The sequence below is a fragment of the Actinomycetospora callitridis genome (assembly GCF_028737265.1).
GTDB lineage: Bacteria > Actinomycetota > Actinomycetes > Mycobacteriales > Pseudonocardiaceae > Actinomycetospora > Actinomycetospora callitridis.
Map to the genome: position 1 here is coordinate 138,108 of NZ_JAQZAK010000012.1, position 14,487 is coordinate 152,594.

13 protein-coding genes are annotated in these 14,487 nt (G+C 73.5%); 10 read left to right on the plus strand and 3 right to left on the minus strand.

Annotated elements, in window-relative coordinates:
• Positions 1–103 precede the first annotated feature (103 nt).
• The 8 genes from PH191_RS27040 to dnaB all read left to right on the plus strand — a co-directional run bounded on the left by PH191_RS27040 (position 104) and on the right by dnaB (position 9,166).
• Positions 104–2,620, plus strand: a complete 2,517-nt coding sequence (locus tag PH191_RS27040; RefSeq protein ID WP_274197725.1) for a transglycosylase domain-containing protein — start codon at positions 104–106, stop codon at positions 2,618–2,620.
• Between the two features lie 24 nt (positions 2,621–2,644).
• Positions 2,645–4,276, plus strand: a complete 1,632-nt coding sequence (locus PH191_RS27045; protein ID WP_274197726.1) for a glycosyltransferase family 87 protein — start codon at positions 2,645–2,647, stop codon at positions 4,274–4,276.
• Positions 4,277–4,448: 172 nt separating this feature from the next.
• A complete protein-coding gene (locus PH191_RS27050) occupies positions 4,449–5,411 on the plus strand; it encodes a hypothetical protein (RefSeq protein ID WP_274197727.1) in 963 nt (320 codons plus the stop codon).
• Between the two features lie 136 nt (positions 5,412–5,547).
• On the plus strand, positions 5,548–5,880 hold the full coding sequence (gene rpsF / locus PH191_RS27055; RefSeq protein ID WP_274197728.1) for a 30S ribosomal protein S6: 333 nt from the start codon (positions 5,548–5,550) through the stop codon (positions 5,878–5,880).
• Entirely contained in the window at positions 5,880–6,434 is a 555-nt protein-coding gene (locus PH191_RS27060) for a single-stranded DNA-binding protein (protein ID WP_274197729.1), read from the plus strand. The genes rpsF and PH191_RS27060 overlap by 1 nt, the downstream gene beginning before the upstream one ends.
• Positions 6,435–6,524: 90 nt before the next feature.
• Entirely contained in the window at positions 6,525–6,761 is a 237-nt protein-coding gene (gene rpsR / locus PH191_RS27065) for a 30S ribosomal protein S18 (RefSeq protein WP_274192142.1), read from the plus strand.
• Between the two features lie 11 nt (positions 6,762–6,772).
• On the plus strand, positions 6,773–7,222 hold the full coding sequence (rplI, locus tag PH191_RS27070; protein WP_274192143.1) for a 50S ribosomal protein L9: 450 nt from the start codon (positions 6,773–6,775) through the stop codon (positions 7,220–7,222).
• A 552-nt stretch (positions 7,223–7,774) separates the two neighbouring features.
• Positions 7,775–9,166: a replicative DNA helicase gene (gene dnaB / locus PH191_RS27075; protein WP_420791853.1), complete on the plus strand. Its 1,392-nt coding sequence runs from the start codon at positions 7,775–7,777 to the stop codon at positions 9,164–9,166.
• On the opposite strand, the gene PH191_RS27080 is transcribed toward dnaB, so the two are convergent.
• Entirely contained in the window at positions 9,163–10,386 is a 1,224-nt protein-coding gene (locus tag PH191_RS27080) for an MFS transporter (protein WP_274197730.1), read from the minus strand. The genes dnaB and PH191_RS27080 overlap by 4 nt on opposite strands.
• Positions 10,387–10,472: 86 nt before the next feature.
• Positions 10,473–10,820, minus strand: coding sequence for a divalent-cation tolerance protein CutA (cutA, locus tag PH191_RS27085; RefSeq protein WP_274197731.1), 348 nt, complete (start codon positions 10,818–10,820; stop codon positions 10,473–10,475).
• Between the two features lie 69 nt (positions 10,821–10,889).
• Here cutA and PH191_RS27090 point away from each other — a divergent pair, with 69 nt between their 5' ends.
• Complete coding sequence (locus PH191_RS27090; RefSeq protein ID WP_274197732.1) at positions 10,890–11,822, plus strand: NAD-dependent epimerase/dehydratase family protein; 933 nt, start codon at positions 10,890–10,892, stop codon at positions 11,820–11,822.
• A 122-nt stretch (positions 11,823–11,944) separates the two neighbouring features.
• On the plus strand, positions 11,945–12,823 hold the full coding sequence (locus tag PH191_RS27095; RefSeq protein ID WP_274197733.1) for an aldo/keto reductase: 879 nt from the start codon (positions 11,945–11,947) through the stop codon (positions 12,821–12,823).
• A gap of 34 nt (positions 12,824–12,857) precedes the next feature.
• On the opposite strand, the gene PH191_RS27100 is transcribed toward PH191_RS27095, so the two are convergent.
• The gene (locus tag PH191_RS27100) at positions 12,858–14,465 is read right to left on the minus strand and encodes an SDR family oxidoreductase (RefSeq protein WP_274197734.1); all 1,608 of its coding nucleotides are present in this window, start codon (positions 14,463–14,465) and stop codon (positions 12,858–12,860) included.
• Between the last annotated feature and the right edge of the window lie 22 nt (positions 14,466–14,487).

Consider the following 14,487-nt stretch of genomic DNA (forward strand, 5'->3'; position numbering starts at 1 on the left):
TCCGCAGGGTTCCCCCGGTCCACGCAACGGAGGACAGGGCCGCCCCGCACGCCCTCCCCAGTCCCCCGCCCCCGACGGCGCCCTGCCCGCAGGCTGGCGCCCGGTGCCCCCGTCGCAGAACCCCACCCACCACTCGGCCTTCGACGAGCCGACCGTCACCGACACCGAGGCCGTCGGCGCGACGCGGCGCAGCGCGGTCGGCACGGTCACGCCCCCCGAGGGAGCCGGCCAGACCCGCGAGCCGCGTCTGCTGACGCACGACAGCGGACGGACCGGCAGCCGCAACGGCACCGGCAGCGCGACGCGCGCGATGGCCCCCACCGCGACGGCCGCCACCTCGCGCTCGGCGATGGCGGGCGGCGGCCTGTCCGGCACGGCGGTGTCCCCGCGCCCCGCCCGTCCCGGTCGGGGCGGGGACGACGACGAGCCGCCCCGCGGGCGCCGCCCGGGACGCGACGGCTCCGCGCCCGAGCCGAAGGGCCGCAAGCGCCGCATCCGGCGCATCGTCTTCCTGCTGATCGGGCTGCTCGTGCTCGGCCCGGTCCTGGCCTTCGCCGTCGGCTGGATCTTCTTCCGCGTGCCGACGCCCGACGACGCGACCAACAACCAGGTCGCGACGATCTCCTACGCCAACGGGACCTCGCTGGCCTCGCTCGTGCCCGAGCAGGGCAACCGGATCAAGGTGCCGATCACCCAGGTCCCGCTGCACGTGCAGCAGGCGGTGCTCTCGGCCGAGGACCGGTCGTTCTACTCGAACCTCGGCTTCGACCCGGTCGGCATCCTGCGTGCGGCGTTCAACCAGGCCACCGGAGGCAGCGGCGGCGGCTCGACGATCACCCAGCAGTACGTGAAGAACGTGCTCGTGGGCGACGAGTACTCGCTGTGGCGCAAGTACCGCGAGGTGGTGATCGCGGCGAAGATCTCCCAGGAGCAGAGCAAGGAGGAGATCCTCGGCAACTACCTCAACACGATCTACTTCGGTCGCGGTGCCTACGGCATCCAGGCGGCGGCGCAGTCGTACTTCGACAAGGACGTCTCGCAGCTCTCGGTCTCCGAGGGCGCCGTGCTCGCGGGCCTGATCCAGTCGCCGTCGCGCTGGGACCCGGCGGTCGACCGCGGGATGTCCGAGCAGCGGTGGGCCTTCGTCCTCGACGGGATGGTCGGCCAGAACTGGCTGCCGGCCGCCGAGCGCGGCGCGCAGACGTTCCCGGCCGCGATCCCGCCGCAGCCGCGGCGCAGCGGCATCCCCGACAACGACCGCGGCCACATCGTGTCCGCGGTGCGCGCGGAGCTGAACTCCTACGGCATCACCGAGACCCAGGTGAACCAGGAGGGCCTGCAGGTCACGACGACGATCGACCCGCGCCGGCAGGACCAGGCCGTCGAGTCGGTCGAACGACGCCTGCGCGGTCAGCCGGCGAACCTGCGGACGGCGCTCGTGTCGGTCGACCCGCGCACCGGAGCGGTGCTGGCCTACTACGGCGGCGAGGACGGGTCCGGCTTCGACTACGCGCAGAGCGAGCGCCAGCCCGGGTCGTCGTTCAAGCCGTTCGTGCTGCTCGCCGGGCTCCAGCGCAATCCCAACCCGATCGGCCTTGGCACGACGTTCGACGGCTCGAGCCCGCAGACGATCGCGGGCACCGAGGTGGAGAACAACGAGGGCGAGAACTGCGGGAACTGCGACCTGCGCACGGCGATGACCCAGTCGATCAACACGGTCTTCTACCAGCTCGGCGTGCAGGTCGGCCCGCAGCGCGTCGCCGATGCGGCGCACCAGGCGGGCGTCTCCGCGCCGCTCGAGGCGCCCAGCGGCGGCATCTCGCTGGGTGACCGCGAGGTCCGGCCCAGCGACATGGCCGCGGCCTACGCGACGTTCGCGGCGGACGGCGTCTACCACCGGCCGCACCTGGTGAGCCGGGTGACGACGGCCGACGGTCGCGTGCTCTTCGACGCGGGCGCGCCGGCCGGCGAGACGCGGATGACCCAGCAGCTCGCCCGCAACGTCGTCGAGGCGATGCTGCCGGTGGCCGACCACTCGGAGATCCCGCTCTCGGGCGGTCGTCCCGTGGCGTCCAAGACCGGCACCGTGCAGTCCTCGGTCGACGGCCAGAACAACGACGCCTGGATGGTCGGCTTCACCCCCTCGATCTCGACCGCCGTGTGGGTCGGCACCGACGACAACACCCCGATCAAGAACGGCGACGGCCGCCCGATCTACGGGCGCGGCGTGCCCGGCCAGATCTGGCAGGGCTACATGAACGACGCCCTGCGCGGCGACCCGGTCGAGCAGTTCTCGGACTTCCGGCCGATCGGCACCCCGCCGCAGACCACGCCGGCGGCGCCGCCCGACCAGCCGGGCTGCGTCGAGGGCCAGCCGTGCCCGCCGGAGAACCAGGACCAGGGCGGCGACCCGAACCAGGGCGACCAGGGTCAGGGCGACCAGGGTCAGGGCGACCAGGGCGGCTTCTTCGGCGACCAGGGCCAGGGCGACCAGCAGAACCAGGGCGATCAACAACAGAACCAGGACCAGCAAGACCAGGGAAATGCCACTACGGACGGCGGCCTCTTCGATGATGGCGGCGATGCTGTTGGTGCCCCAGACGATGGCGGCGGTGGCTGACGCGCGCCCTCAGGTCGGCACGCCGTGACCGGGGCGCCCACGCGCAGCGGTGTCCCGACGTCGGGGCGTGCCCGTACCCACGATCCCGCCTCGCTCGGCCCGGACCAGCGCGTCCGTCCGACCCACGAGGACCCGTTCGTCGCGTCGCTCTCGGCGGTCGTGGGCGGCCCGCTCGGCGAGCACGCCGTCGCGGGCCGCGCCCGTCACTTCACGCCGCTGCGCGTGGTGATGCTGCTGGCGATCGCCACCCTCGCGCTCGCCTGGTTCGCGAAGGCGCCGTGCCTGCAGCAGTACCCCGGCCAGAACGGGCTCGAGCTCGACTGGCGCGACGGCCGCCAGTACGTGGCGATGTGCTACTCCGACACCGTCCCGCTCTACACCGCCGAGCGCCTCGACGTCGGCGGGATCCCCTATGTGACGTCCTGGGTCGACCGTCGCGACGACGGCTCGGAGCAGGTGCGCTACATGGAGTACCCGGTGCTCACCGGGTTCTTCCAGTGGGCCAACGCCCGCCTCGCCGACCTCTGGCTCGCCGGCGCCGAGGCCGGTCTGCTGCCCGGCGGGCTGGCGGTGGTCGTCTACTTCGACCTCTCCGCGTTCTGGCTCGCCCTGGCCTGGCTGGTGACCGTCTGGGCGGTGGTGCGCCTGCGACCCGGGCGTCCCTGGGACGCCGCCCTCGCCGCCGTGTCACCGCTCGTCGCGGTCCACGCGTTCACCAACTTTGACACCCTGGCCGTCGCGGCGGCGACGCTCGGGATGCTCGCGTGGGCACGGCGCCGTCCGGTGCTCGCGGGCGTGATCCTCGGTGTGGGCGCGGCGGCGAAGCTCTATCCGCTGTTCCTGCTGTATCCGCTGCTGCTGCTCTGCCTGCGCGCGGGACGCATGCGGGCCTGGGCGCAGGCGACCGCGGCCGGGGTCCTGGCGGTCGGGCTGGTCAACCTCCCGGTGGCCCTCGCGGCGCCGGCGGGTTGGTGGGAGTTCTTCCGCCTCAACGGCCAGCGCGGCGCCGACCCCGACTCGCTCTACAACGTCGTCTCCGGGCTCACGGGCTGGAGCGGCTTCGACGGGCAGCTCGCCCCCGGGCAGGACCCCACCGTGCTCAACGCGGTCAGCGCGGTCCTGTTCGCGGTGTGCTGCCTGGCGATCGCCCTGCTCGTGGTGCGCGCGCGGCGCCGGCCCCGGTTCGCCGCGATCGCGTTCCTCGTCATCGTCGCGTTCCTGCTGACGAACAAGGTCTGGAGCCCGCAGTACTCGCTGTGGCTCGTGCCGCTGGCGGTCCTGGCCTACCCGCGCTGGCGCCCGCTGCTCGCGTGGATGGTGCTCGACGCGCTGGTCTGGGCGCCGCGGATGTACTACTACCTCGGCACCGACGCGAAGGGTCTGCCCGCGCCCTGGTTCTACGGCTCGGTGCTCGTGCGCGACCTCGCCGTCCTGGTCATCGCGGCGCTCGTGGTCCGGTCGGTGCTGCGTCCCGAGCACGACCCGATCCGCACGCCGCGGGACCCCTCGTTCTCCCGCGGTCTGGACGACCCGGACGGCGGTGTCCTCGACGACGCGCCCGACGACGCCCGTCGGTTGGCCCGGGTCGACGCGCTCCTCGACCCCGTGGTTGGGCTGTTCGGACGAGCACGCGGAGGGACTGGAGTCCCTCGATGAGGGCGGGTCCGGCTGCGGTGGCGTGTCGCCCGTCGGCCGCTCCGGCAGCCGGGTGAGGGTGGGCGTCACCACCGGGTTACTCGCTCGTTGGGTTCACGTGCCGCCGGGACGGCCCGCTCCCCCAGTGGGGCCTGCCCCGGTCTCCCCGGGCTCGTCAGAAAGGTCCTCCTCCATGGCCGTGCGTCCTCCCCGTCTGCTGACGAGCCTCATCGCCGGCGGCCTGGTGACGGGATCACTGCTGCTCGGCGCCGGCTCGGCCGTCGCGGCCCCCGCCGCCGACGACGTCGTCGAGGCCCGCTGCGGCGAGACGGTGCGCGCGGAGGAGGGGCAGACCGTCAAGATCATCCCGACGCTCGGCCTGCCGTTCGAGCGCGAGGTCCGGACCGGGATGAAGCCGATCACGCAGCTGGTCGGCGGCATCCTCTGCCGCGTCCAGGTGCAGGTCGTCGAGCCCGTGAGCGAGCAGGTCGCCCAGGCCGCGCCGCCGCTGCGCCCGGCCACCGAGCAGCTCAGCGGGGCCACCGGCGCCGTGCTCGACGCCCCGCGCTCGGCGGCCACGACCGCGCCGCGCTCGCGGGCAGCGGTCCCGACGCCCGCCGCCGCGGCGCCGACCTTCACGCCCCAGCAGGCCGCCGCGGCCGCGCCGGCGTTCGCGCCCGCCTTCGGCGCGCTGCCCTCGTCGTTCCTCAAGGGCGCGGCGGGCCCGGCGCCCGGTGTGCGCGCCTTCGACCCGAACCTGCTGCTCGGCTCCGCCTTCCCGGGGCTGCGCGCCGGCTCGCCCGCCTATCTCGGGTACGACCCGGCCAGCGCGGTCACCACCGCGAGCCAGGTCCAGGCCCTGCCCGTCGACGCCCTCACCGAGGGTGGGGTCGGGGTGCCGGCGCTCATCGCGGTCCTGGCGCTCTCCGGCGTCGCGGCCTTCACGGTGCGCCGTGTCGTCCTCGGCCGCGCGGTCACGCCGTCGTCCGTGGGTGGCGCTGCCGCCGCGCCTGTGGCCGCCGCGGAGCCGGCGGACGCGGACCAGGTGACGGCCGAGGTGGCCGGGGACCACGAGCCCGTCGACGAGGACACCGACGCGCAGGCCGAGGTCGACGCCGGGACCACGGTCGCCGCGCGCACGCCCGTCCCCGCCTGAGGATTCCCGGGAACCGCCGGGTCCGCCGCTGCGTCGGACCTGGTGAGGGCGCTCGCAGGGCGGTTCGGTAGCCTGGACGGACCGAGAACCCCTCCTGTCACGGATCGTCCGTGGCCGCTGAGCCCATAGGAGGTGAGTGGTACTCGTGCGCCACTACGAACTGGTCGTCATCCTCGAGCCGAGCCTCGACGAGCGCACCATCGCCCCGTCCCTCGAGACGTTCCTCAACGTCGTCCGCAAGGACGGCGGCACCGTCGAGAACGTCGAGGTGTGGGGCCGCCGTCGCCTCGCCTACGAGATCGAGAAGCACGCCGAGGGCATCTACGCCGTCCTCGACGTGAACTGCGAGCCCGCCACGGTCAAGGAGATGGACCGTCAGCTCGCGCTCAACGAGTCGATCCTCCGCACCAAGGTCATGCGCCGCGACCCCGCCTTCGCCGGGCGTCGTGGCAAGGCCGGCGCTGCCTGATGGCCGGCGACACCGTCATCACCGTGGTCGGCAACCTCACTGCTGACCCGGAGCTGCGGTTCACGCCGTCGGGTGCCGCCGTCGCCAACTTCACCGTGGCGTCGACGCCGCGCACCTTCGACCGCCAGAGCGGCGAGTGGAAGGACGGCGAGGCCCTCTTCCTGCGCTGCAACATCTGGCGTCAGGCCGCGGAGAACGTCGCCGAGACGCTCACCCGCGGGGCCCGCGTCATCGTGCAGGGGCGGCTCAAGCAGCGGTCCTTCGAGACCCGTGAGGGCGAGAAGCGCACCGTCATCGAGCTCGAGGTCGACGAGGTCGGCCCGTCCCTGCGCTACGCCACCGCGTCCGTCACCAAGGCCTCTCGGGGTTCCGGGGGCGGCGGTTACGGCGGCGGGGGCGGCAACGGCGGCTACGGCTCCGGCGGCTCCGGCGGGGGCTCCGGCTCCGGTGGGGGCTACGGCGGGGGCGACGACCCCTGGGCCTCCGCTCCGGCCGCCGGGTCCTCCGGCGGTGGCGGCAGCGGTGGCGGCTACGACGACGAGCCCCCGTTCTGACCTGGGCTCCCGCCCGCATCGACCTGTACGAATCGGCCCACCCGGCGCCCCACGGCGCGGCGGGCCACCACGCCTGGAAGTGAAGGAATCATGGCGAAGCCGCCGATCCGCAAGCCGAAGAAGAAGGTCTGCACCTTCTGCAAGGACAAGAACCAGCTGATCGACTACAAGGACACGAACCTCCTGCGGAAGTACATCTCCGACCGCGGGAAGATCCGTGCGCGCCGGGTGTCGGGCAACTGCTCGCAGCACCAGCGTGACGTCGCGGTCGCGGTGAAGAACTCCCGCGAGATGGCGCTCCTGCCCTACACGTCGACCGCGCGCTGAGGGAGGACGACATGAAGCTCATCCTCACCGCCGACGTCGCCAACCTCGGCGGCCCCGGCGACACCGTCGAGGTCAAGGACGGCTACGGCCGCAACTTCCTGCTGCCCCGCGGCCTGGCCATCGTGGCCACCCGCGGCGCCCAGAAGCAGGTCGACACGATCCGCCGCACCCAGGAGGGCAAGCGGATCCGCGACCTGGACCACGCCAAGGAGGTCGCCGGGCAGATCCAGGGCCTCGGCACCGTCACGGTCAGCGGCAAGGCCGGCCAGGGCGGGCGTCTCTTCGGCTCGGTCACCCCGGCCGACATCGTCGCGGCCGTGCGCTCGCAGGGCGGCCCGAACCTCGACAAGCGGTTCGTCGCCATCTCCGGGCACATCAAGTCGACCGGCGACCACAAGGTCACGGTCCGCCTGCACCCCGACGTCGCGGTGGATCTCCCCCTCGACGTCCAGGGCGGCTGACGGGTCGGGCTCCGCCTCGTCCCTCGCACCACTTCGGGCCCGGACCGCACGACGGTCCGGGCCCGACGTGTGTCCGGACACGGACCCGCCGGGAATCTCCGGCTCGACCCGTCCGCACCGCCGCTCCCCCGTCCGGCGAGCCCCGGCCCCCGCTCGGCTCGCGACGCTGCGCGACCGGGTGAACACACGGACGACACGCGGCGGACGACGCGCCGACGTCTCCTTCATCCACTTGTTGTCCACAGCGCCCACAGGTCCTCCACCTGCGGCGATGGTTCGAGATCATGGGTTGCCCACAGGTTGTCCCCACCTGCGTGCCCACCGCGGGGGTGTGCTCGGTGGACCGATCCCGGTGTTGTCCCCAGGGCGTCCCCAGGGCCTGTTGGAGCCCTGCACGACGGGGACCTAGCGTGCGGTCGACACGGTCGGGAGACCGTGTCAGCGCCGCCGGCCGGTCCGGTGTCGTCGGGGCTGTCGGTGGGCCCTGCTAGAACGTGTGTTCGACGGACGTGTCCCGCCGGGTACACGTCCGAGGCGAGGGAGGGGACCGACGTGGCGGTACTGGACGATCGGGGGACGTCCGGACGGGGTGGGGACCGACAGGGCGCTGCGCCCACCGAGTTCGACCGGCAGCCGCCCCAGGACCTCCCGGCCGAACAGTCGGTGCTCGGCGCGATCCTGCTCAGCAAGGACGCCATCGCCGACGTCATCGAGATGCTCAAGCCCGACGACTTCTACCGTCCGGCCCACCAGACGGTCTACGAGTGCGTGCTGGACCTCTACGGCCGCGGCGAGCCCGCCGACCCCGTCACCGTCTCCGCCGAGCTCGAGCGCCGGGGCGAGCTCCTGCGCATCGGTGGGGCGCCGTACCTGCACACCCTCATCGCCGCGGTGCCCACGGCCGCCAACGCCGGCTACTACGCCGAGATCGTCGCCGACCGCGCGATCCTGCGCCGCCTCGTCGAGGCGGGCACCCGCATCGTGCAGCTCGGCTACCACGGCTCCGAGGGGGCGGACACCGACGACGTCGTCGACCGCGCCCAGGCCGCCGTCTACGAGGTCACCGACCGCCGCGTCACCGAGGACTACGTGGCCCTCGAGGACGTCCTCCAGCCGACGATGGACGAGATCGACGCCATCGCCTCGCGCGGTGGTGTGTCGTTCGGCGTGCCCACCGGCTTCACCGACCTCGACGACGTCACCAACGGCCTGCACGCGGGCCAGATGATCATCGTGGCGGCCCGTCCGGGGATCGGGAAATCCACGCTGGGAATGGATTTTGCTCGCTCGGCGAGTATCAAACACGGCCTCACCTCCGCGTTCTTCTCGCTGGAGATGAGCCGCACCGAGATCGTCATGCGCCTGCTGTCGGCCGAGGCGAAGATCCGCCTGGCCGACATGCGCTCCGGGTCGATGACCGACGACGACTGGACGCGTCTCGCCCGACGGATGAGCGAGATCAGCGAGGCGCCGATGTTCATCGACGACTCCCCCAACATGACGATCATGGAGATCCGGGCGAAGGCGCGGCGCCTCAAGCAGCGCCACGACCTGAAGCTGATCATCCTCGACTACATGCAGCTGATGACCTCGGGCAAGAAGGTCGAGTCCCGCCAGCAGGAGGTCTCGGAGTTCTCGCGTCAACTCAAGCTGCTGGCCAAGGAGCTCGAGGTCCCGCTGGTCGCGATCAGCCAGCTCAACCGTGGTCCCGAGCAGCGCACCGACAAGAAGCCGATGCTCTCCGACCTCCGTGAGTCGGGGTCGCTGGAGCAGGACGCCGACATGGTCATGCTCATCAGCCGTCCCGACGCCTTCGAGCGTGACGACCCGCGTGCCGGCGAGGCCGACCTGATCCTGGCCAAGCACCGCAATGGCCCGACGGCCACCATCACCGTCGCCCACCAGCTGCACTACAGCCGCTTCAGCGACATCGCCCGGGGTTAGGCGGGAGAGGCCAGGCGGTCGGCGCGCAGCGGCCACACGACGGCCGCCAGCAGGGCGAGCAGCACGAGCACGAAGCCGATGGTCGCGGGCCAGCCCGCGGCGCCGTAGGCGACGCCGCCGAGCGTCCCGCCGACGGACGAGCCGACGTAGAAGGCGCCGAGGTAGAGGCCCGAGGCGACGGCGCGCCCGTGCACGGCGCGGCGGCCGACCCAGGCGCTGGCGACGGTGTGCGCGGCGAAGAAGCCGACGGTCAGCAGGGCGAGGCCGACGATCACGACGCCCAGCCACGTCGTGAGCATCGCGGCGGCGCCGAGGGCGCCCACCCCGGCCGCTCCGAGGAGGACGGGCCGGGGGCCCAGGCGGTCGGCGAGGCGGCCGGCGCGGGTCGAGGTGGCGGTGCCGACGGCGTAGAGCACGAAGACGAAGCCGACGACGAGCGCGGGCAACCGGAACGGCGGGCCGAGCAGCAGGAACGTCACGTAGTTGTAGGCGCAGACGAACACGCCCATGGCGAGCAGGCCCACGGCGTAGAAGCGGCGCAGCACGGGGTCGCGGAGGTGGGCGCGGGCGGCGCCGAGCAGCTCCCCCACGCCGACGGGTCGCGGGCGGAAGCGGCGTGAGGCGGGCAGGACCAGCACGAACGCGACGAGGAAGGCGCCCGACACCAGCGCGATCCCGCCGAGGGCCCAGCGCCACGACCCGGTGAGGTCGGCGATCGCGCTGACGATGATCCGCCCGCCGAAGCCGCCGACCGAGTTGCCCGCGATGTAGAGGCCCATCGCGCCGCCGAGGTGCTCGCCGTCGATCTCGTCGGCGAGGTAGGCCATGCCGACCGCGGGGAGCCCGGCGAGCGCGAGCCCCTCGAGCCCGCGGAAGACCAGCAGCAGCGCGAACCCGGGGACGACGGCGGCGGTGAGACCGAACACGACGGCGGCGGCCAGCGAGCCGACCATCACCGGGCGGCGGCCCCAGCGTTCCGACAGGGCGCTCGCGGGGATGACGCCGACCGCGAGGGCGGCCGTCGTGACCGAGATCGACAGCGACGCCGTGCCGGGCGTGATGTCGTAGGCGCCGACGAGCGCCGGCAGCAGCGGCTGGGTCGCGTAGAGCATCGCGAACGTCGTGAAGCCCGCGCAGAACAGGCCGACCGCGATCGGGCGGAAGCCGGGGTCGCCACGGCGCAGCGCCGCCGGGCGCGCAGCGACCCCCGGCGACGACATCGTTGTCGAGGCTAACCGTCAGCGGCTCCCGAACGCGCGGTCTCCTGCGTCACCGGGTCGACTCCCGCTCCGCTTCGTCTCCTGCGTCACGAGTCGACTCCGCTCCGCTCCGTCTCCTGCGTCACCCACGCCAGGTACGGCCCGTGCCCACCGAGCACGGGCAGGACGAGCACCTCGGGCACGTCGTAGGTGTGCTCGGCGAGGAGCCGGGCGGTGAGGTCCTCGACGCGCGCGAGGTCGGTCTTGAGCCAGAGCTGCCACTCCTCCTCGACCGACACGGCGCCCTCCCACCGGAACACGCTGCGCACCGGTCCGGCGATCTGCACGCAGGCCGCGAGCCGGGCGTCGACGAGCACGCGGGACAGCCGTTCCGCCTCGTCGGCGGAGTCGGTGGTGGTGAGGACGACCCGGGTGGTCGTCGCGTCAGGGGTCATCAGCCAGGCCTCCCGTGGCCGGTCGTCGGTGCTGGTGGATCCGGGCGCGGTCCGTGTCACGATGCGGCGATGTTCCTCGTCACGGGCGCCACGGGCTTCGTCGGGTCGGCCGTGGTCGCGCTGCTGCACGCGCGGGGTCACGCGGTGCGCGCCGTCGTGCGCGACCCGGCGCGCGCGGACGTCCTGCCCGACGGCGTGGAACGGGTGCCCGCCGACCTCGCCGACGGCGAGGCCCTGGTGCGCGCGATGGACGGCTGCGAGAGCGTCTTCCACCTCGCCGCGGCGGTGGGCGCGCCGGGTCTGGAGGCGCACGAGCTCAACGTCGGCGGCACCGCGCGGGTGGTCGACGCCGTCCGGCGCGCCGGGGTGCGCCGGCTCGTGCACACCTCGACCAGCGCGGCGATCTGCGTGCCGGATCCCGACAGTCCCGGCTGCGTGATCGACGAGGACGCCGTCGGGGGCACCGCGCTGACCGACCCGTACTCGACGACGAAGGCCGAGGCGGAGGAGGTCGTGCTGGACGCGGTGGGCGCCGGCGGCATCGACGCCGTCGTCGCGACGGTGGTCAACGTGTACGGCCCCTCGCCGCGCGGCCCCCTGAGCTACAACCAGCTCCTCGCGGCGGCGGCCCGGGGGGCGGTCGGCGACATCGTCGACACCCGCGTCGGCTGGGTGCTCGCCGAGGACGTCGCGGTGGGCCAGCTCCTCGTCCACGACCGCGGGGAGACGGGCCGTCGCCACGTCCTGTGCGGGGAGGTCGCCTCGTTCCCGGAGGTGCTCGACACCTACTGCGGGGCGGCCGGCAGCACGCACCGTGTCCGTGCGCTCCCCCAGGGCTCGGAGCTGCCGGAGGGCGCGCCGCCCTTCGCCGACCGGTCGGTGGTCTACGGGCGGATCGGGGGCTACCGGGTGCGCGACGACCGTGCCCGGGCGCTGGGGTTCGCGCCCCGGGGGATCGCCGAGGGGCTGGCGCTCACGGCCCGGTGGATGCCCACGACGTGATCCGATCGGGGACGTCTGCGCCCTGTGGATGGGACATCGGACACGCGCCCCGACACACGGCGGCCGGGGATGCCAGGCTGGTGGTCACGGCTGGACAAGAAACGGCCGGAAAGGGTGAGCACATGACCGACGACACCGCTGTCGAGACGGGCCCCGTGTCTGCCTCCGGAGAGTTCACGCTCGGCGACGACCTGCGGGTGCGTCGCCTCGGGTACGGCGCCATGCGCCTGACCGGCGAGGGCATCTGGGGACCCCCGAAGGACCCGGAGAACGCGGTAGCGGTCCTGCGGCGGGCGGTCGAGCTCGGCGTCGACTTCGTCGACACCGCGGACTCCTACGGGCCCTACGTCAGCGAGGAGCTCATCCGGGAGGCGCTGTACCCGTACCGCGGGATCACCGTGGCCACCAAGGCGGGCCTGCTGCGCACCGGACCGAACCGCTGGATCCCCTGCGGGCGCCCGGAGTACCTGCGCCAGGAGGCCGAGATGAGCCTGCGCCGCCTCGGCGTGGAGACCCTCGACCTCTTCCAGCTCCACCGCATCGACCCGCACGTCGCCGCCGACGAGCAGTTCGGTCTGCTCGCCGACCTGCAGCGCGAGGGCAAGGTCCGCGAGGTCGGCCTGAGCCAGGTCTCCGTCGCGGAGATCGAGGCGGCCGGGCGCATCGTCGACGTCGCCTCGGTGCAGAACCGCTACAACCTGGTCGACCGCTCCTCGGACGACGTGCTGCGCCACTGCACCGCCCACGGCATCGGGTTCATCCCGTGGGCCCCGGCCGACGCCGGCAAGCTCGCCGAGCCGGGCCACGCCGCGGCGCGTGCCGCCGACGCGCTCGGTGCGACGCCGGCGCAGGTCGCGCTGGCGTGGCTGCTGCAGCGCAGCTCGGTGATGCTGCCCATCCCGGGCACCAGCTCGCTGGATCACCTCGCGGAGAACTGCGGGGCCGCGACCCTCGAGCTCGACCGCGACACCGTCGCGACGCTGGACGCCGCCGGCTCCTGACGGCGGGAGTCCGGGCCGGGCCGGGCCGGGCGCGTCAGGTCCCCGTGCGCAGCACGGGGCGGGCGCGCTCGGCGTCGCGGCGTGAGCGCCGGTCGCGGAGACGGGCCACGACGCCGGTCGGGGGCTCGGGGTCCTCGCCGCGCTCGACACGCTCGGCGGCGCCCACGATGCGTCGCTCCATGCCCCCGAAGACCAGGGCGTGGAACGGGGCGATGACGTACCAGTAGGCGTGGCCGGCGAGCCCGTGCGGGAAGAAGATCGCGCGCTGCCGGTAGATCGAGCCGTCCTCGGTGGGGGCGACCCGCAGCTCGAGCCACGCGAGGCCCGGCGCCTTCATCTCCGCGCGCAGGCGCAGCAGCCGCTCGCCCGGGGCCAGCGCGGTCTCGTCGGGGTCGAGACGTGAGACCCCCTCGTCGACGCACTCCTCGACACGCCACCAGTCCAGGGCGTCGCCGACCTTGAGCGAGTCGGCGTCCCGGCGGCCACGGCGCAGCCCGACCCCGCCGACGAGCCGGTCCATGACGCCGCGCGCCCACCAGCCCAGCGGGAACGAGTACCAGCCGCGCTCGCCGCCGATGCCGGTGACGACGTGCCACACGTGCTCGGCCGACGCGGACGCGTGGCGCTCCCGGCTGTCGGTGTAGACGGTGCCGCCCGCCCACGCGGGGTCCGACGGCAGCGGGTCCGACGGCGCGTACGTCGCGTTCGCCCCCGACCAGCGCGTCTCCACCTGGCCGGAGCTGATCCGCTGCAGCGCCAGGGAGACGGCCCGGTGGAAGTCGGTGAGCCCGCCCTCGGGCTGCGCCACGAACTGGTCGATGTCGTGCTCGGCCGCGACGACCTCGTGGACGAGCGAGTCGATGAGGGGCACGGCCGTCGAGCGGGGCACCGGGGTGACGAGGTTGACCCAGTGCGACGACAGGCGCGGGGTCAGCACCGGGACCGGCAGCATCGTCCGTCGCGGCAGCTCCGCCACCTCGGCGAAGCCCTCCATCATCTCCAGGTAGGTCAGGACGTCGGGGCCGCCGATGTCGAACGTCCGGTTGATCTCGGGCGGCAGCGTCACCGCCTTGACCAGGTAGTGCAGGACGTCGCGGATGGCGATGGGCTGGACGCGGTGGTGCACCCACGACGGCGTGAGCATCACCGGCAGGCGCTCGGTGAGGTAGCGCAGCATCTCGAAGCTCGCCGACCCCGACCCGAGGATCACCGCCGCCTGCAGGATGACGGTCGGGACGCCCGAGCGCAGGAAGGTCTCGCCGACCTCGGCGCGCGACGCGAGGTGCTCGGAGAGCTCGACGCCCTCGGGGTGCATGCCGCCGAGGTAGACGATCCGCGACACGCCGGCCTCGCGGGCGGCCTGCGCGCTGATCAGCGCGGCGCGGCGGTCGACCGCGGCGAAGCCGTGCTCGGAGAGCGAGTGCACGAGGTAGTACAGGACGTCGGCGCCCTCGCAGGCGCGGCGCATCGACGCCTCGTCGAGGACGTCGCCCGCGACGATCTCCACCTCCTGCGCCCACGGGGTGTCGCGCATCTTCGCGGGGTCGCGCACGACGCAGCGCACCTCGTGGCCCTCCGCCGCCAGGCGCGGGGCGAGGCGCCCGCCGATGTATCCCGTCGCTCCGGTCACCACGCATCGCACGACGTCGATCGTGGTGCCTGGG

What these genes read in the sequence shown, in the direction of transcription:
- PH191_RS27080 (WP_274197730.1), bottom strand. Translation starts at nt 10,386, where the DNA reads ATGTCGTCGCCGGGGGTCGCTGCGCGCCCGGCGGCGCTGCGCCGTGGC.
- cutA (WP_274197731.1), bottom strand. Translation starts at nt 10,820, where the DNA reads ATGACCCCTGACGCGACGACCACCCGGGTCGTCCTCACCACCACCGAC.
- PH191_RS27060 (WP_274197729.1), top strand. Translation starts at nt 5,880, where the DNA reads ATGGCCGGCGACACCGTCATCACCGTGGTCGGCAACCTCACTGCTGAC.
- PH191_RS27095 (WP_274197733.1), top strand. Translation starts at nt 11,945, where the DNA reads ATGACCGACGACACCGCTGTCGAGACGGGCCCCGTGTCTGCCTCCGGA.
- rpsR (WP_274192142.1), top strand. Translation starts at nt 6,525, where the DNA reads ATGGCGAAGCCGCCGATCCGCAAGCCGAAGAAGAAGGTCTGCACCTTC.
- rplI (WP_274192143.1), top strand. Translation starts at nt 6,773, where the DNA reads ATGAAGCTCATCCTCACCGCCGACGTCGCCAACCTCGGCGGCCCCGGC.
- PH191_RS27050 (WP_274197727.1), top strand. Translation starts at nt 4,449, where the DNA reads ATGGCCGTGCGTCCTCCCCGTCTGCTGACGAGCCTCATCGCCGGCGGC.
- PH191_RS27090 (WP_274197732.1), top strand. Translation starts at nt 10,890, where the DNA reads ATGTTCCTCGTCACGGGCGCCACGGGCTTCGTCGGGTCGGCCGTGGTC.